This is a genomic window from Blastomonas natatoria, from assembly GCF_003201955.1.
Taxonomy (GTDB): Bacteria; Pseudomonadota; Alphaproteobacteria; order Sphingomonadales; family Sphingomonadaceae; genus Blastomonas; species Blastomonas natatoria.
Window position 1 is genome coordinate 36,095 of sequence record NZ_QJJM01000016.1, and the last position, 16,118, is coordinate 52,212.

At 62.6% G+C, this 16,118-nt stretch carries 17 protein-coding genes; 11 read left to right on the forward strand and 6 right to left on the reverse strand.

The window, feature by feature from the left end; translation table 11 throughout:
- Nucleotides 1–41: 41 nt before the first annotated feature.
- A complete protein-coding gene (locus tag C7451_RS16755) occupies nucleotides 42–575 on the forward strand; it encodes an ExbD/TolR family protein (RefSeq protein WP_110300054.1) in 534 nt (177 codons plus the stop codon).
- Between the two features lie 38 nt (nucleotides 576–613).
- On the forward strand, nucleotides 614–1,057 hold the full coding sequence (locus C7451_RS16760) for an ExbD/TolR family protein (protein WP_060977889.1): 444 nt from the start codon (nucleotides 614–616) through the stop codon (nucleotides 1,055–1,057).
- Between the two features lie 84 nt (nucleotides 1,058–1,141).
- Here the strand turns inward: C7451_RS16760 and C7451_RS16765 are convergent, their stop codons facing one another.
- Both C7451_RS16765 and C7451_RS16770 read right to left on the reverse strand, forming a co-directional pair.
- Nucleotides 1,142–2,518: a hypothetical protein gene (locus tag C7451_RS16765; protein ID WP_146215398.1), complete on the reverse strand. Its 1,377-nt coding sequence runs from the start codon at nucleotides 2,516–2,518 to the stop codon at nucleotides 1,142–1,144.
- Nucleotides 2,519–2,545: 27 nt separating this feature from the next.
- A complete protein-coding gene (locus tag C7451_RS16770; protein WP_110300056.1) occupies nucleotides 2,546–3,793 on the reverse strand; it encodes a TIGR04063 family PEP-CTERM/XrtA system glycosyltransferase in 1,248 nt (415 codons plus the stop codon).
- Nucleotides 3,794–3,917: 124 nt separating this feature from the next.
- On the opposite strand from C7451_RS16770, the gene C7451_RS20035 reads away from it, so the two are divergent.
- The 6 genes from C7451_RS20035 (at nucleotide 3,918) to C7451_RS16795 (ending at nucleotide 9,170) form a co-directional block, all read left to right on the forward strand.
- Nucleotides 3,918–4,091 (forward strand): hypothetical protein, encoded by a 174-nt coding sequence (locus C7451_RS20035; RefSeq protein ID WP_167398588.1) that lies wholly within the window; start codon nucleotides 3,918–3,920, stop codon nucleotides 4,089–4,091.
- Nucleotides 4,084–5,445: a putative O-glycosylation ligase, exosortase A system-associated gene (locus C7451_RS16775; protein WP_110300057.1), complete on the forward strand. Its 1,362-nt coding sequence runs from the start codon at nucleotides 4,084–4,086 to the stop codon at nucleotides 5,443–5,445. Before C7451_RS20035 ends, C7451_RS16775 begins: the two co-directional genes overlap by 8 nt.
- A gap of 27 nt (nucleotides 5,446–5,472) precedes the next feature.
- Complete coding sequence (locus tag C7451_RS16780) at nucleotides 5,473–6,651, forward strand: mechanosensitive ion channel family protein (protein WP_110300058.1); 1,179 nt, start codon at nucleotides 5,473–5,475, stop codon at nucleotides 6,649–6,651.
- A 183-nt stretch (nucleotides 6,652–6,834) separates the two neighbouring features.
- A complete protein-coding gene (locus tag C7451_RS16785) occupies nucleotides 6,835–7,293 on the forward strand; it encodes a MaoC family dehydratase (protein ID WP_110300059.1) in 459 nt (152 codons plus the stop codon).
- 51 nt (nucleotides 7,294–7,344) lie between these two features.
- On the forward strand, nucleotides 7,345–8,520 hold the full coding sequence (locus C7451_RS16790) for an acetyl-CoA C-acyltransferase (protein WP_110300060.1): 1,176 nt from the start codon (nucleotides 7,345–7,347) through the stop codon (nucleotides 8,518–8,520).
- 140 nt (nucleotides 8,521–8,660) lie between these two features.
- Complete coding sequence (locus tag C7451_RS16795; protein WP_110300061.1) at nucleotides 8,661–9,170, forward strand: pyridoxamine 5'-phosphate oxidase family protein; 510 nt, start codon at nucleotides 8,661–8,663, stop codon at nucleotides 9,168–9,170.
- Between the two features lie 57 nt (nucleotides 9,171–9,227).
- Here C7451_RS16795 and dgcA read toward each other — a convergent pair whose 3' ends face one another.
- On the reverse strand, nucleotides 9,228–10,196 hold the full coding sequence (dgcA, locus tag C7451_RS16800) for an N-acetyl-D-Glu racemase DgcA (protein WP_110300062.1): 969 nt from the start codon (nucleotides 10,194–10,196) through the stop codon (nucleotides 9,228–9,230).
- A 69-nt stretch (nucleotides 10,197–10,265) separates the two neighbouring features.
- Nucleotides 10,266–11,486, reverse strand: a complete 1,221-nt coding sequence (locus C7451_RS16805; protein ID WP_110300063.1) for a polyhydroxyalkanoate depolymerase — start codon at nucleotides 11,484–11,486, stop codon at nucleotides 10,266–10,268.
- A gap of 273 nt (nucleotides 11,487–11,759) precedes the next feature.
- Between C7451_RS16805 and C7451_RS16810 the strand changes: the two genes are divergently transcribed.
- Both C7451_RS16810 and C7451_RS16815 read left to right on the forward strand, forming a co-directional pair.
- Nucleotides 11,760–13,634, forward strand: a complete 1,875-nt coding sequence (locus C7451_RS16810) for an ABC transporter transmembrane domain-containing protein (RefSeq protein ID WP_110300064.1) — start codon at nucleotides 11,760–11,762, stop codon at nucleotides 13,632–13,634.
- 16 nt (nucleotides 13,635–13,650) lie between these two features.
- Nucleotides 13,651–14,682, forward strand: a complete 1,032-nt coding sequence (locus C7451_RS16815) for an esterase-like activity of phytase family protein (protein ID WP_167398589.1) — start codon at nucleotides 13,651–13,653, stop codon at nucleotides 14,680–14,682.
- Here C7451_RS16815 and C7451_RS16820 read toward each other — a convergent pair.
- Together C7451_RS16820 and rpmB are read right to left on the reverse strand one after the other, a co-directional pair.
- The gene (locus C7451_RS16820; RefSeq protein WP_167398590.1) at nucleotides 14,657–15,124 is read right to left on the reverse strand and encodes a Rid family hydrolase; all 468 of its coding nucleotides are present in this window, start codon (nucleotides 15,122–15,124) and stop codon (nucleotides 14,657–14,659) included. The two genes, C7451_RS16815 and C7451_RS16820, sit on opposite strands and share 26 nt — an antisense overlap.
- 1 nt (nucleotide 15,125) lies before the next feature.
- Nucleotides 15,126–15,407: a 50S ribosomal protein L28 gene (gene rpmB / locus C7451_RS16825; RefSeq protein ID WP_023838203.1), complete on the reverse strand. Its 282-nt coding sequence runs from the start codon at nucleotides 15,405–15,407 to the stop codon at nucleotides 15,126–15,128.
- Between the two features lie 147 nt (nucleotides 15,408–15,554).
- Between rpmB and C7451_RS16830 the strand changes: the two genes are divergently transcribed.
- Nucleotides 15,555–16,010 carry a nucleoside deaminase gene (locus C7451_RS16830; RefSeq protein ID WP_110300067.1) on the forward strand — a complete coding sequence of 152 codons (456 nt, stop codon included), beginning with the start codon at nucleotides 15,555–15,557 and terminating at the stop codon, nucleotides 16,008–16,010.
- Nucleotides 16,011–16,118: the final 108 nt, after the last annotated feature.

The following is a 16,118-nucleotide window of genomic DNA, read 5'->3' on the forward strand; positions in this document are numbered from 1 at the left end:
CTCCTTTGGGCAAGTGGCATGACAGAATAGGATTTGTTGCGATGGCAATGAGCGTTGGAGGCGCCGGCGGCGAAGAGAAGCCGATGTCGGACATCAACACCACGCCCCTCGTGGACGTGATGCTGGTGCTTCTCATCATCTTCCTGATCGCGATTCCGGTCGTGATCCAGACGGTGGATGATCTGGAAATCCCGGTGGTCGAATTTGAACCGACCGAGACTAAGAACGAAAACATCCTGCTTTCGGTTTCCTCGACTGATGCCAATGGCCTCAGCCCCGGTGACGAAGGCTTTGCGGGCGCAAGCCCGAACGGCGAATGCCGCGTGTATGTGAACGTGACGCCGGTGGACAATGTCGAACTCCAGGAACTCGCTGTGAAGCGTCTGGAATCGATCATCGAAAACGCCGGTGGTGTGGAAAACCTGAAGGAAGAGGATCTTCCCGAAGTGCACATCCGTGGTGACATCAATGCCCCCTACCGGTGCATTGGCGGCGCCATCTTCACCGTGCAGCGTGCCGGTTTCGCCAAGGTGGGCTTCATTTCCTCGCCCATCGCACTGGTTGAAGCAGGTTAAGCGCTTCGGTGCGCACACAGGAATTGGAGTAGCTTGATATGGCAATGAGTGGCGGCAAGGACGATGGCGAGCCGATGATGGAGATGAACACGACGCCGTTGATCGACGTCATGCTCGTGCTTCTCATCATGTTCATCATCACCATCCCGGTGCAGACCCATGCGGTCAAGATCGACCTTCCGGTCGACAGCCAGACCCCACCGGATGTCCAGATCGAACCGGTCAAGAACAAGCTGACCGTCGATACCAACGATACCATTGCCTGGAACGGCACGCCGGTATCACAGGGACAGCTGGCTGGCATTCTGGCACAGACCCGCAACATGGATCCGGAACCCGAACTGCAGTTCCAGCCGGATGCCCGTTCGCGCTATCAGATCACCGACGAGGTTCTCGCCGTGATCAAGCGCAGCGGCGTGACCAAGCTGGGCTTCGTGGGTAACGAACAGTACGGCACGTTCCAGAAGCCCCCGGGTCAGTAATCACCCGGAAGGCTTTGGCCGAAAAAAAGAAAAGGGGCGGCGTAGCGATACGCCGCCCCTTTTTCATGTGACCGCCGGACGGCTTCAGCTGTTGCGCTGACGATCCGACAATTGTCGCAAGGTTGCCAGGGCATCGCGCAGGGCAGCGTCCATATCATCCTCTTGAGGCGCCTCGATGGCCAACTCTTCCCCGCCCTCGTCTGCATCGACCATGGGTTCGCCGTGCGACAGAATGCTGGGGGGAAGATAGGTGACCTCTTCATCCGTCAGCGGCTGGGCCAGGAATGGTGCCACGTCGCTTGCCGCCTCGCTGGCGAAGTCTGTTGCGGCATCTGCATCTGCTTCGGCGCGGGCGTCGGGCGGCGCCAGATCGCCGAGGCGCACGCGGAAAGGCTGCGCTTCTGTCAGATCCAAGGCCTCCGCCACCATGGCCTCCGTCTCGAGGGGACGAGCAATCGGGACGACGGTCGCATCAGCTGTCGTGAAGCTCGGAGCGCTGCGGAACGCCGCAGCGTCCTGACGACGGCGCGCAAGCCCCGTTTCCAGCCGCTCCAGCAGCTCGGCGACGCTCAGGTGATCGAGGTCCGGAAGTGGCTGCGCGAATGGGCCAGGGGCGTCGGCGCCACGCTGAAGGGCGCTGTTCGGCAATATTTCGGTTGCTATGGGCGCAGCAGCAGGCGCCTCGGCGACCAAGAACTCCTGCGCCTCGTGCGAAAGCTCAGGATCGAGGCTGTTTCCGGGGATCGCTGTGGCAGAATCGTCATCGATACTGGTGGCAACAGGGGGGGCAGCCCATTCTGCTGATGATGGCGGCGCGAAACGCAGCGAGGGAGCCATCGGCGATGCGCTGGGCTCCTCGAGCGATGGCGCAATCGTCATGTCCATGCCGAGTTCCAGCGGGCTTGCCGCTGGCATGTCGCCAGTCTTGACGGGTTCGTTCAGATCGCTGCTCGCGCGGATCGGCGCACGCACGGGTGCGTCCGGATGCTGATCGCCGTTTCGGATTCGCACCGGTGCCAGGTCCGAAAAATCGGTGATGGTTCCGGGGGCAGCTTCCGACTTGCCGAAGCGCAGCGAGCGCAACCAACCGGCCAGCTTGCCGCCCTTGCTCGCCGGAGCGACGCTCTGCGCCTCGTCCTTCCCGGCTTCACCGGCCTTCTGGATCGCAGTTTCAAAACCCATGTCGTCACTCTCCACGCGCGGCAGCAACGCGAGCAGCGCTCCTGCGGTCAGTGTTCCAATGCCTGCGCTCAGGGCCAGGCGGGCGGTGTCGCCGAGCGGTGGCGCCGCTGCAGGCAGCAATTCGGCGATGCCATAGGCAGTCACGAAACCTTCGATGGCGCTCATCGGGATGAAGCTGCTGCCGAAACCTGCGGCCAGACCCCCGCCCAGCGCGAGCGCGACCGGGTGCCGCGCCACGAGGCCGGCGCCCTCCGCATCATCGGCTTGCGATGTCACCATGCCCATCAAACCCCGTTGCCGTCCTGTTCAGGCAGCGCTGGAAACGCGTCTGCCTGCCTGACGTTCTAGCATGTTTTGGTAAACGGGTTGATAACGTTGCACATTCCGCGCCCAGTTGCGCTCTTCGGCCACGAACGCGCGGGCTACCGTCCTGCGCTGGTCCCAGTCGGATCGCGCTGCAACGAGCTTGGCCAGCGCTGCGGCCAAGGCCTCGGGATTGTCGGGGGGAAAGAGTGTGCCGGTGACGCCATCGGCTATGAGTTCGCGATGCCCGCCGACATCGGATGCAGCGACGAGCCGCCCTTGCGCCATGGCCTCCAGCGGCTTGAGCGGGGTCACCGTTTCGGTCAGCCGCATCGCCTTGCGCGGATAGACGAGAATATCGGTCAGGCTGTAATAATGTTCGACCTCATGATGCGGCACGCGCCCCACAAAGCGGATGGCATGGGCAGCAGGCGAACGTTCCGCCTGGGCGCGCAGGTCCGCCTCGGCGGGTCCACCGCCCACCAGCAGTAGCCGGATATCGGGGTTGCCCGCCACCAGCGTCGGCATGGCCGCAATCAGGTCGTCCAGCCCTTCATAAGGATAGAAGCTGCCGATGAAACCGAGCACGGTCTTGCCAGCCAGACCCAGCGCCTCGGCGCGTTTCGGATCGGCTGGCACAGGCGTGCCGAACATTTCCATGTCCACGCCGTTGGGCGATATCATGATCTTGTCCGAAGCAAAGCCGCGCGCGATCAGATCATCGCGCAGCCCTTCGCAGATCACGGCGACCGCGTCCGCTTGGGCAACGACGCGGTTTTCCATCTGCCTTGTGAGCCAGTATTTGGCCGATGTCTCGCTGCCGGTACCATTGCCGACCGCTGCATCTTCCCAGAATGCACGGATTTCATAGAGTACTGGCAAGCCCAGCCTGCGTCCGGCGCGGATGGCAGCCAGACCGTTAAGGGCAGGCGAATGCGCATGAAGAATGTCGGGTTTGAAGATCGCGGCCGTCGCCTCGGTCGCGCGCGCGAGCGCGGCAATGTCGCGCCATTCGCGCAGACCCGGCGGTCCGGAGACGCTTTCCATCGTTCGGTGGAAGGTCAGGCCGTCATGCGTCTCGACCGCGTCGATCTCCGCGCCGTCTGGCAGCGATGCCTGGTGCCGCACGCTGGTGACACCGCGCACTTCCAGGCCAGCGCGCAGCTGGGCGGCCATGATCGCGCGCGTGCGGAAACTGTAGCCGCTGTGCAGTGGCAGGCTGTGATCAAGAACGTGCAAGATGCGGGTCATGGCGATCAACCCTATGGCGCAAAAGGATTAACGCGGCGTCAACCCATTGCGCTTATGGCTGTAAACCGCAAGCCACTCCGTGCATAAACGGATGGTTCGATGTTCAGGGCAGGGCCGCGGCTTCATGGTCGACAATTTCTCCATTGCGATCTCGCACCTGCTGATTGCGCTGGCGGCATGGCGCCTGGTGTGGCGCGCCGATCTGGACAAGGAAGCGCCACCGGAAAAGGACAAGCTGGGATCCGGGTTCTTCCAGCCCAGGCGTCGTCCAGGCACCGAGGAGCGCAGCGATGCGTGATCTGGCCTTTGTCGCATTTCTCGCCGCTTTTCTGTCGCTTGGCTTCAAGCGGCCGTTCATCTTCGTGCTGGCCTATGCCTATATCGATATCGTTGCGCCGCAGCGGCTTTCCTACTGGATGCTCAATGCGGTGCCCATATCGCTGATCGTCTTCGGCCTTGCCTTTCTCGGATGGCTGATCGCTGACGACAAGAAGGACATGCGCCTGTCCTTCCGCCAGGGCGTGATGCTGCTGCTGTTCATGTGGTGTGCCTACACCACCCGAACGGCCGATTTTCCGATCGACGCGCAGGGCAAATGGGAATGGGTGTGGAAGGCGCTGGTCTTCGCGATGTTCCTGCCGCTGACGCTGCGCACCAAGCTGCGCATCGAGGCCCTTGGGTTGATGATGGTGCTGTGCGCCAGTTCGATCATCATCACCGGCGGCATCAAGACGCTGGCCTCGGGGGGCGGGGGCTATGGCGTGATGCAGCTGCTGATTTCCGACAATAGCGGTCTTTACGAAGGCTCGATCATCTCGACCGTTGCCATCTGCGTCATTCCGCTGATCCTGTGGCTGGCCAATCATGGCACCATCTTCCCACCCGATTGGCGGGTCAAGACCTTTGCCTATGCGCTGATCTTTGCCTGCCTGCTCATCCCCATCGGCACCCAGGCGCGCACCGGACTGGTGTGCATCGGCGTGCTGGGCGTGCTGATGCTGCGTTTCGTGCGCTACCGGTTTCTCTATGCCGGGCTCGCGGCAGTGCTCGCGATTGCTGCCGTGCCGTTCCTGCCGCAAAGCTATACCAACCGGATGGCAACGATCGGTGAATACAAGGCAGACCAATCCGCCTCGACCCGCGTCGCCGTCTGGGCCTGGACGTGGAACTATGTCCAGCAGAACCCGGGAGGTGGCGGCTTCGAGGCGTATCTGCAGAACCGGGTGAAGTTCGATACCGTTGCAGCCAAGGGCGATGGGCCCAACACCCAGATCGAGAAGAACGAGATTGTCGACAAGGGGCGCGCCTATCATTCGAGCTATTTCGAAATGCTGGGCGAGCAGGGCTTTTTCGGCCTATTCCTGTGGCTGATCATTCATTTCGGCGGTATCGTGCGGATGGAGATCATCCAGCGGATTCATCGCAAGCGCGATCGCGAGGACGAAAAATGGGTCGTTCCGCTCGCACTGGCGCTGCAGAATGGCCAGATCATCTTCATGGTGGGGTCCGCCTTTGTCGGCATCGCGTTCCAGCCCTTTATCTACATGCTGATCGCCATGCAGATCGGGCTCGACACCTATCTTGCGCGCCGCCGCAAGGAAGCGGCATTCCGTCCGCTGATCGATGGCCGGGCAGCCCCGAAACTTGCCTAATCGGGATGCAAACCCTAACTCGGCCGAATGACGACCAAAAAGACCGCTGACGCATCCCCCGTCCTCGCCGAGCCGATCACCGCCGTAAATATCGAGCAGAAGCTGACCAGCCTTTGGGCCTGGATCAGCGCGCATGCAGTCGAGATCGCGATCGCCGTGGGGGTGGGCACGGCCATCTACCTTGGCCTCGCCTATCTTCAGCGCCGTGCCCGCATCTACGCAGAAAGGCAGCCGGACCGGTTGTCCCTAGCCGCAATCATCGGACGCACGCTGTCCAAGACCAAGCAATATTTCCAGATCATGGTGGCTGCGCGACTGGTCGTAGGCTTTTCCGAAGCGCCCGACGGGATTGTGCGCGTGGTTGCGTTCCTTTTCACCGTCGCCTCGGTGTTTCAGGTCGCTATCTGGGCGCGCGAGATCATCCTCGGCATGATCGAGCGCCGCGCTTCGGGCAGCGACGATGCGGGTAGCGAGACGCTCGCCAACGCGATGTCGCTGATCCGTCTGCTGGTGACAGTCGTCCTGTTCGCCATCGCCTCGATCATGGTGCTCGACAATCTGGGCGTCAACGTGACCGGCCTGATCGCCGGTCTGGGCATCGGCGGTATTGCCATCGGTCTTGCGGCACAGGGCATATTCTCGGACCTGTTTGCAGCGCTTTCGATCATCTTCGACAAGCCGTTCAAGCGCGGCGAGACCATCGGCTTCGATACGACCACCGCGACGGTCGAGAAGATCGGGCTGAAGAGCGCGCGCCTGCGCTCGATCACGGGCGAGGAGATTATCATCTCGAACACCAACCTGCTGGGCAAGCAGATCATCAATTACACCCGGCTCAACCGCAGGCGGACCCGCTACTTGATCGGGCTGGTCTACCAGACCTCACCTGATCGGGCGCGGCAGGTCCCCGCTATGCTCAAGGAAATCGTCGAGCAGGCGGGTGGTGTTTTCATTCGCTGCGGCTTTGTCGGATTCGGAGCGAGCTCGATCGATTTCGAGCTCGATTTCGACATCATGAGCAGCGATTTCGAAGTCGTGTTCGAGGGGCGTCACCGCATCGGGCTGGCGATATTGGAGCGCTTCAACGCAGAGAAGCTCGAATTTGCCTATCCGACCCAGACGACGTTCACGGCGGCGCCGGACGGGCGTATGGTCATGCCTTACCCGGAAGGCGGTTTCCCGGTCACGGTTCACGATCACGGCTGATCCCGCCCGAGTCGAGCCGTCGGTCAGGGGTTTCCGTTTCCGTAAACTGCAGCTTGGCACATGCATGCCGTAGCGGCGCGCAGTCTTGCCTTGTGCGGGGCGCGGAAAAGCGCCAAAAGACGCGCATTCCATAGCATGGCGGGTCGTCAAGACCTTCGCCCGAACAGCGACAGGAGAGCAGGAATGAGCGCAATTTCCCCGCAGCAGATGAAGGATATGGTGGGCCAGAATCTCGGCTCGTCGGAATGGCTGCTGGTCGATCAGGAGATGATCAACAAGTTTGCCGACGCCACCGGTGATCACCAGTTCATTCACGTGAACGAGGAGATGGCCAAGATGACGCCGTTCGGCGGCACCATTGCGCATGGCTTTCTCACGCTCTCGCTCTTCCCGGTGCTGATGGCCAAGTCGGACTGCCCGCGCGTCGAAGGCGTGAAGATGGGCGTCAACTATGGCGGCAACAAGGTGCGCTTCCTGGCGCCGGTCCGCTCGGGCAAGCGCGTGCGCGGCCATTTCAAGCTGCTAGAGCTGGAAGAGAAGCGCCCGGGCCAGTGGCAGCAGACGCTCGAATTCACGGTCGAGATCGAGGGCGAGGACAAGCCCGCCGTCATGGCCGAATGGATCAGCCAGTTTTTCGTGTGACCAGTTTCGTCCCGCTGACGAATTGCAGCGGGCCAGTTGAGGAGAATTCCCATGCGTGATGCAGTTATCGTTTCCACCGCCCGCACGCCGATCGGCAAGGCCTATCGCGGCGGTTTCAACGCCACCCCGTCGCCGACGCTGGCCGCGCATTCGATCCGCGCTGCGGTCGAGCGCGCCGGTATCGAAGGTGCGGAAGTCGACGACGTGGTGATGGGTGCCGCGCTCCAGCAGGGCGTGCAGCACACCATCGGCCGCACCGCCGCGCTGCGCGCCGGTCTGCCCGTGACCGTCGCTGGCATGTCGATCGATCGCCAGTGCTCGTCGGGCGTGATGTCGATCGCGACCGCCGCCAAGCAGATCATTGTCGATCGCATGGACGTGGTCGTTGCAGGCGGCGTCGAATCGATCTCGATGGTGCAGACCCCCGAAATGCGCGTCGGACCCGATCCCGAGCTGCTGGCGATGCACAAGGACATCTACATGCCCATGCTGCAGACCGCCGAGACGGTGGCTGCCCGCTACAATATCAGCCGTGATCGCCAGGACGAATATGCCTATCGTTCGCAGATGCGCACCGCCGCCGCACAGGCCGCCGGCAAGTTCGATGACGAGATCGTTCCGGTAAAGGCGAAGATGGCGTTCAAGAACAAGGAAACCGGCGAGGTCACGATGACCGATGTCGAGGTGACCAAGGACGAGGGCAACCGCGCCGACACGACGCTGGAAGGCCTGAAGGGCCTGCAGCCGGTCATGGGACCGGGCATGAACATCACCGCGGGCAATGCCAGCCAGCTTTCCGACGGCGCATCGTCTTCGGTGCTCATGGAAGCCAAGCTCGCCGAGCAGAAGGGTCTGCAGCCGCTGGGCCGCTATGTCGGCATGGCTGTTGCTGGTACCGAGCCCGACGAAATGGGCATCGGCCCTGTCTTTGCCGTGCCGCAGCTGCTCAAGCGCTTCGGCCTGAAGATGGACGATATCGGCCTGTGGGAGCTGAACGAGGCATTCGCGGTGCAGGTGCTGTACTGCCAGGACGTGCTGGGCATTCCTGACGAAATTCTGAACGTCAATGGCGGCTCGATCTCGATCGGCCATCCCTATGGCATGACCGGCGCACGCTGCACCGGCCATGCGCTGATCGAAGGCAAGCGTCGCGGCGCCAAGTACGTGGTCGTTACCATGTGCGTCGGCGGCGGCATGGGCGCTGCGGGACTTTACGAAGTCTTCTGATCGCGATCCAGCCTTCAGGCCTTTGAGGACCCGTCCTGGCAGAAATGCCGGGGCGGGTTCTTCTTTGCGCGCCCGATCCGGTCATCGGGAACGCGCGACCAAGTCCGTCGTATCCCCTGTAACCAAGACAGGAGCACGACATGACCCCCGACACCCCCCATGCTTCCACCGAAGACACCTATGAGGCGCTCGACGCATTCTGGAGCGCGCTGGAGAGCAGCCCTTTCCTGATGCTCGGCCTGCCCGCGCAGGTCGCGCACAGCATGCCGATGACCGCGCAGTTCGATGGTCGTCATGGCCCGATCTGGTTCTATGGGTCACGCTCGAGCCGCCTCGCAGAGGGGCTCGCTTCGACGAATGATGCGATGGCGCAATATGTCGGCGAGGGGCACAAGCTGTTCGCCTGCATCGCGGGCATGCTGACGATCGACAACGACCCGGCGATCATCGACAAATTCTGGTCGAACACGGTCGAGGCCTGGTACGATCAGGGCAGGAACGACCCTGATCTGGTCATGTTCCGTTTCGACCCCAGCCATATCGAAATCTGGCAGGCGGACCTATCGCTGATGGGCAAGCTGAAAATGGCCTTTGGCGGCACGATGTCGGCCAAGGACCTTGAAGGCAAGCACGTCGAAACCGCGCTTTGACCTGACCGGTTCCGCCGCTTGCCGAACGCGTCCGGGCAGGCGGCGGAACACCCCCGTTCAGCCGAGGGTGATGGTGCCGTTCTCGAACTTGAAGCCCCCGGCGCGGTCTTTCTTTAGCAGTGCGGGGCCGTCCAGATCTACCCAGTCGGCAGTCTGCGCCAGGTGGAAGGCCGGACGGATGCCGAGGCTGGTGGAGAGCATGCAGCCGACCATGGTCTTGAGGCCTCGTGCCTTGGCGGCCTCGCTGAGCCGCAGGGCTTCCGTCAGCCCGCCGGCCTTGTCCAGCTTGATGTTCACCGCCTGAAAGGTGGTTGCAACCCGGTCAATGTCTTCGGCAACATGGCAGCTTTCGTCAGCGCAGAAGGGCAGTGCGCTTTTAACCCCTTCGAGATCCTCCTCGAACCCGGCCTCGACCGGCTGTTCGATCAGTTCGACGCCCAGCTTCTTGAGCGCGAACGTCATTTCCTCCACATCGACCTCTTCCCAGGCTTCGTTGGCATCGACGATCAGCCTAGCATCGGGTGCACCGACCCGGACCGCTGCCACGCGCATCAGGTCGTCCTCACCGTTGAGCTTCAGCTTGAGCAGAGGATAGCCCTTGGCAGCGGCCTTTTTTGCCTCCGCCTTCATCACATCGGGTTCGTTGAGAGAAATTGTATAGGCAGTCACCAGCGGCCTGGGTTCGGGCAGGCCGGCAAGTTGCCAGAGCGGTTTGCCGGTGGCCTGTACCTCAAGATCCCACAGTGCTGCGTCCAGCGCATTGCGCGCCGCGCCTTCCATCATCGTCTTGAGCAGATCCTCGCGCGTAAGCGGGCGATTCTGCTTGGCGCGCATGTCGATGGCTTCGGCGCACAGGTCTGCGGTCTCGCCTTCGTAATAGATGGGGGTGCCTTCGCCGCAGCCGACATGGGTTCCGTCGGTGACTTCGCAATAGACGACGTCGACATCGGTCTTGGCGCCGCGGCTGATGATGAAACTGCCGTCAACGGCAAAGCGCTCGACGCGCACGGTCTTCAACTTGATCATGGTCGCGGCGATAAGGGCCGGGGGCCGGGGCGGCAAGCCTGAAACGCCGCTCCCGGTCCGATCATGCGATCAATTGTGGCTGGCAATCCAGTCCTCGACCACTGGCGCAATCCGCTCGCGCCATTTGCTGCCATTGAAGATGCCGTAATGGCCGACGCTTTCGGCCATCAGATATTTCTTCTTCGCCTTCGGCAGCTTCGGCGTCAGCGTCAGTGCGGCGCGCGTCTGGCCGAGGCCGCTGATATCGTCCCGTTCGCCCTCGATCGCCAGCAGGGCGATATCGGTGATCGCGCATGGATCGATGCGCTTGCCCCGGTGCATGAACTCGCCCTTGGGCAGGCTATGCGTCTGGAAAACGTTCTCGACCGTCTGCAGGTAGAACTCGGCGGTCATGTCGCAGACCGAGCGATATTCGTCGTAGAAATCCTTGGTCGCATCGGCGCTCTCGCCGTCACCATTGACCAGATGCTTGTACATCTCCCAGTGGCTCATCATGTGGTTGCCCAGGTTCATCGTCATGAACCCGGTGAGCTGCATGAAGCCCGGGTATACCTTGCGGCCAGCGCCCTTGTACTGGAAGGGCACCTTGGCGATGACATTATGCTCGAACCAGGCGAGCGGACGCTGGGTGGCCATGGTGTTGACTGCGGTCGGCGCCTCGCGGGTGTCGATCGGCCCGCCCATCATGGTCAGGGTCTTGGGGCGGCAGGGATGCTGATCGGCAGACATCAGCGCAGCGGCGGCAAAGCACGGCACCGAAGGCTGGCAGACCGCGAGCATGTGCGCGCCGGGGCCGACATGTTCCAGAAAACCGATCAGATAGTCGATATAGTCGTCGAGATCGAACCGGCCTTCCTTGAGCGGCACGTCGCGCGCATCGGCCCAGTCGGTAATGTAGACCTCATGTTTGGGGATCATCCGCGCAACAGTACCGCGCAGAAGCGTCGCATAATGGCCCGACATAGGCGCGACGATCAGCAAGCGTGGCGCATCCTTGGCCAGCTTTTCGTGGCGGAAGCGGATCAGGTCTCCGAACGGGCGCTTGAGGACAATTTCCTCGCGCACGGCGCTGGGCGTGCCGTCGATATCGACCGTGGCGATTCCGAAGGCCGGCTTGCCATAAGGCGCGGAGGCATGAGCAAAAACCTCGAGCGCCGAAGCCATGATCGGCTCGCCCCCGAAAAACGTCATGGGATTGAGCGGGCTGTTGAGCATGTTCGCGCCCATCGTCGCGATGGCGCTGGCGCTCGACAGGAACGAGCGCTGAAGTTCATAGGCGTGGTAAAGCATTCTATTCCCCTGCAAACCGCCGTGTCCGCTTGGTGCGGCTCTGTCCGGCGGCCTCTCGCCAGGCAATGTTGCGCTGCACCACCGAAAATACAAGCGATTAACGCAGGTGCAGCGTGTCGGGTTGCCAGGAATAAGCGTCGCATACAGGGGTTAATCAATCGGTTACAGCAGCTTAGCAGAGCGTAAACCCATCGTCCCGAAACGGTGACCGCGATGCTCGGCGCTACCCCAAAATCATTGAGCGCGGCCCCCCGGCCTGCTAGGCGCAACGCCATGGCGGAATCTGAAAATCCAGCAAAGGCCCCTGCGGCGGCTAACGACCCAGTAGAGGCAGGAGCGCTTGCCGTTGAGGCGACCGAAACGGGCAAGGGCAAACGCGGCAATCCGCGTCAGCTCGGCAATCTGGCCATGATCGGCAAGTTCGCTTCTGCCTATCCCCGTCAGATCGCCCTGGCTCTGCTGGCGCTGACTGTCGCTGCGTGTGCGACGCTGGCCATTCCGGCAGGGTTCAAGCTGGTCATCGACCGCGGATTTGGCGGCGATGGCGGCAGTGCCGAAGATATCGGCCGCTGGTTCCGCTATCTGTTCATGATCACGGTGATCCTGGGGCTTTCGACCGCGCTCCGTTTCTATTTCGTGTCGTGGCTGGGCGAGCGGGTAGTCGCCGACATCCGCCTTGCGGTCCAGCGCAACCTTCTGGGTCTGGCACCCAGCTTTTTCGAGACCAACCGGCCATCGGAAATTGCCTCGCGCATGACCTCCGATACTGCGATCGTCGAACAGGTCGTCGGCACGACCGTATCTGTCGCCCTGCGCAATCTTGTCGTCGGTATTGGCGGGATCGCGTATCTGTTCTCGCTGGCGCCCAAGCTGACGGGCATGCTGCTGCTTGGCATTCCGCTGGTGGTGCTGCCGATTGTCTTCATCGGCAGAAGGCTGGAAAAGGTGGCGCGATCGAGCCAGGACAGGGTTGCCAATGTCGGCGCGACGACCACCGAAGTGCTGGCCGCCATGAAGATCGTCCAGGCGTTCGGGCAAGAGGAGCGCGAAGCTGCCCGCTTTGGTGACGCGGTCGAGACGACCTTCGCTACCGCCCGCCGCCGCATCACGCTGCGCGCCAGCCTCACGGCCGTGGTGATCACTCTGATCTTCGGCGCCATCACCGCGATCATGTGGCAGGGCGCGATCGACGTGATCGAGGGACGGCTCTCAGGCGGTGATATTGCCGCATTCGTTCTGACCGGTGGCCTTGTCGCCGGAGCTTTCGGTGCCCTGACCGAAGTCTATGGCGATCTGCTGCGCGCTGGCGGCGCCGCCGGAAGGCTCAACGAGCTTCTCAACGAGCAGCCGGAGATTCGCGCGCCCGCCACGCCCGTGGTGCTGCCGGTTCCGCCGCGCGGCCAGTTGAGCTTCCAGAATGTCAGCTTCGCCTATCCGACACGGCCTGAAACGCTGGCGCTCAGGGATTTCTCGCTGCAGGTTTCGCCGGGCGAGACCGTCGCCATTGTCGGTCCATCGGGCGCGGGCAAATCGACGCTGTTCCAGCTCGCGCAGCGCTTCTACGATCCGCAAGCCGGATCCGTACGGATCGACGGCGTCGCCTTGTCGTCGGCGGATCCCAGGGAAATCCGGCAGCGCATGGCTTTTGTCCCGCAGGAGAGCGTGCTGTTCGCCGCGAGCGCCCGCGACAATCTGCGCTATGGCAACTGGGCAGCCAGCGACGAGCAGATCTGGGAGGCCGCGCGGGCGGCCAATGCCGAAGAGTTTCTCCGCAAGCTGCCGGACGGGCTCGACAGCTATCTGGGCGAGGGCGGCGCAAGGCTTTCCGGGGGGCAGCGTCAGCGAATCTCGATAGCACGGGCGCTGCTGCGCAATGCACCTATCCTGCTGCTCGACGAGGCCACATCGGCGCTGGATGCCGAGAGCGAGAAGCTGGTGCAGAATGCGCTGGAGCGTCTGATGCAGGGCCGAACGACCCTGGTCATCGCGCACCGGCTTGCGACCATCCGTTCGGCCGACCGGATTTTCGTGATGAGCGACGGTGGGATAGTCGAGGAAGGCACGCACGACCAGCTGTCAGCCCGCAATGGCCTGTATGCGCGGCTTTCCGCGCTGCAGTTCACCGAGGGGCCGCTCGCTGCCGAATGAGGCTGGAGACCAGGCGATGGAGCCGCCCCAGGGAGAGCCGCGCCGCCGTGCCGCGCTCAGGCGAGGTCTGGCGCTCACATCATTGCTGTTCTTCCTGGGGACCGGAGCGTTCGTCGCCGACTCGCCGGTTCCGGGCAATGACAGCCAGCAGATAACCGCCCGTACTCCGCGAGACCTGCCGCGTCTGCCGCTGCGCATCGGCAGTGGTCCCTTGATCCTGACCGGGGGCTGGGAACTCCAGAGCGAGAACAGCGAGTTCGGCGGTTTTTCCGCGCTGCATGCAATGGGGGGAGGGCGCCTGCTGGCGCTCAGCGATGCAGCGATTCTCGCCGGGTTCACCGTCACGCCGGAAGGCCGTGTGGAAAAGAGCTTCATCGCCCCACTGCCCGTGCGCAAGGGGGAGCCGAGCACCAAGCGCGACCAGGATTCCGAAAGCCTGACGCACGATCCCGAGTCTGGCCGATACTGGTCGGGGTTCGAACATCGCCACCGCATCCGGCGCTATGCTCCCGGCTTTGCGCGCGCCGAAGCCACGGGCAAGCCCGCAGCGATGCAGGGTTGGCCGAAAAACGGCGGTGCCGAAGCCATCGTGCGGCTGCGCGATGGCCGGTTTCTGGTTTTTGCCGAATCCCGCTCGATCCGGCCCGGCGTGACCGTGGGCCTGATCTTTCGGGGTGATCCGGCAGAACCCGGCGTGAAAGCGGAAGCTTTCGGTTACCAGCTTCCCAAGGGCTATCGCATCACCGATGCAGCCCAATTGCCTGACGGCAGGGTGATCACGCTGCATCGGCGCTTCAAATATCTCGAAGGGGTGAGCGCCAAGATCGCACTGATCGATACGGCGACCGTTCAACCCGGCGCGCTCGTCAGGCCGCGTGTCATCGCAACATTGAGGCCGCCGCTTCCGGTTGACAATATGGAGGGGATTGCGGTTGACCGTGAAGGCGATCGTACGATCGTGTGGGTCATTTCCGACGACAATTACATCAGCCTGCAGCGCAGCCTGTTGCTGAAGTTCGAATTCAGCGAACCGCCTTCTTCGCGATGAGCTTGATCTCGGTAATGCCGCCGGGCGAGTAGAGCCTGCTCACTTGCACGGCTGTCCATGCGGCAAAGGGCGGCGCGATGAACTGCTTCTGCACTTCAGACATGATCGCAACCTGCGGCTCTATGTCCGTGTGATAGCTGGTGACTTCGACAACGTCTTCCCAGGTTGCCCCGGCGCGCAGCAAGATGTCGCTGAGTTTGCGGTAAGCGCGCTCGAACGACGCCTTGTCCGCATTCGGCCCTACGACGACGCCAGACAGATAGATCGTCCCGTCGCGCAGAATGACCGCGTCGCTATAGCCCGCGCTCTCTTGAAAGGCACGTTCCTGCGGGTTTTCCGAATAGATGACCTCGGCAGTCGTCCTGGTGCCCGCCATGGCGGGACTGGCCAGCGCCGCAAGACCCAGCGCACCGGCTATCCGCACGGTGCGCTGGCAGGCCATGTCAGGCCGCAGCCTTGTGCAGTTCGCGCTTGATCTTCGCAGCGCGAGCCGACAGCTTGTCTTCGCTGGTCTTGAGCAGCCAGTTGTCCAGACCGCCGACATGCTCGACCGAACGCAGACCTGCGGTCGAAACGCGAAGCTTGAAGCTGCGCTCGAGCTTTTCGCTCATCAGCGTGACATTCTGCAGGTTGGGCAGAAACACGCGCTTGGTCTTGTTGTTGGCGTGAGACACATTGTGACCCACCATCCGGCCCTTGCCGGTCAGTTCGCAGATGCGCGACATGATAAAGAATCCTGATGCAATAGGTTTGCTAGAAGAACGGGGCGGTTAGCGTCAGATGACGCCCAAGTCAACCGCCCGTGCGACGTTGCCCTGCCTTTGCCCCGAATCCGCTGGCGAAGCAAGGCGCATTGCGGCAAGGCAAGACACATGACGCTGCAAACCGCCCGCCACCATGCCGCGCTTGCGCTCGACCTGGCGCGCAAGGCTGCAAGTCTGGGCGAGGTGCCGGTAGGTGCGATCGTCGTCCACAAGGGCAAGGTGATCGGGCGGGGGCACAATCAACCGCGTGCCTTGCATGACCCGACAGCCCATGCCGAGATCATGGCGATCCGCGAGGCATGTGCGGCACTTGGCAGCGACCGGCTGACGGGATGCGAACTGTGGGTGACCCTCGAGCCTTGTGCAATGTGCGCCGGTGCCATCGCGCACGCGCGTATTGCTCGGCTGCATTATGCTGCCGGCGACCCCAAAGGCGGAGCGGTGGAACATGGCCCGCGGCTGTTTCACCAGCCTACGGTGCTGCACAAGCCGGAGGTCTACGCGGGCGTGGGCGAGGCAGACGCTGCCGCGCTGCTCAAGGCATTCTTTGCAGAGAGAAGATAGTCCGCCAATCGTCATTCCCGCGAAAGCGGGAATCCCGCTTTTAATCAGACGTACCACGGAAGTGGGACCCCCGCTTTCGCGGGGGTGACGAGGCATTTGGAATAGCTC

Coding starts and splice junctions, on each gene's coding strand:
- C7451_RS16815 (WP_167398589.1), top strand. CDS start 13,651: ATGGAGCCGCCCCAGGGAGAGCCGCGCCGCCGTGCCGCGCTCAGGCGA.
- rpmB (WP_023838203.1), bottom strand. CDS start 15,407: ATGTCGCGCATCTGCGAACTGACCGGCAAGGGCCGGATGGTGGGTCAC.
- C7451_RS16810 (WP_110300064.1), top strand. CDS start 11,760: ATGGCGGAATCTGAAAATCCAGCAAAGGCCCCTGCGGCGGCTAACGAC.
- C7451_RS16770 (WP_110300056.1), bottom strand. CDS start 3,793: ATGACCCGCATCTTGCACGTTCTTGATCACAGCCTGCCACTGCACAGC.
- C7451_RS16795 (WP_110300061.1), top strand. CDS start 8,661: ATGACCCCCGACACCCCCCATGCTTCCACCGAAGACACCTATGAGGCG.
- C7451_RS20035 (WP_167398588.1), top strand. CDS start 3,918: ATGGTCGACAATTTCTCCATTGCGATCTCGCACCTGCTGATTGCGCTG.
- C7451_RS16775 (WP_110300057.1), top strand. CDS start 4,084: ATGCGTGATCTGGCCTTTGTCGCATTTCTCGCCGCTTTTCTGTCGCTT.
- C7451_RS16760 (WP_060977889.1), top strand. CDS start 614: ATGGCAATGAGTGGCGGCAAGGACGATGGCGAGCCGATGATGGAGATG.
- C7451_RS16790 (WP_110300060.1), top strand. CDS start 7,345: ATGCGTGATGCAGTTATCGTTTCCACCGCCCGCACGCCGATCGGCAAG.
- C7451_RS16820 (WP_167398590.1), bottom strand. CDS start 15,124: ATGGCCTGCCAGCGCACCGTGCGGATAGCCGGTGCGCTGGGTCTTGCG.
- C7451_RS16805 (WP_110300063.1), bottom strand. CDS start 11,486: ATGCTTTACCACGCCTATGAACTTCAGCGCTCGTTCCTGTCGAGCGCC.
- C7451_RS16830 (WP_110300067.1), top strand. CDS start 15,555: ATGACGCTGCAAACCGCCCGCCACCATGCCGCGCTTGCGCTCGACCTG.
- C7451_RS16765 (WP_146215398.1), bottom strand. CDS start 2,518: ATGGTGACATCGCAAGCCGATGATGCGGAGGGCGCCGGCCTCGTGGCG.
- C7451_RS16785 (WP_110300059.1), top strand. CDS start 6,835: ATGAGCGCAATTTCCCCGCAGCAGATGAAGGATATGGTGGGCCAGAAT.
- C7451_RS16755 (WP_110300054.1), top strand. CDS start 42: ATGGCAATGAGCGTTGGAGGCGCCGGCGGCGAAGAGAAGCCGATGTCG.
- dgcA (WP_110300062.1), bottom strand. CDS start 10,196: ATGATCAAGTTGAAGACCGTGCGCGTCGAGCGCTTTGCCGTTGACGGC.
- C7451_RS16780 (WP_110300058.1), top strand. CDS start 5,473: ATGACGACCAAAAAGACCGCTGACGCATCCCCCGTCCTCGCCGAGCCG.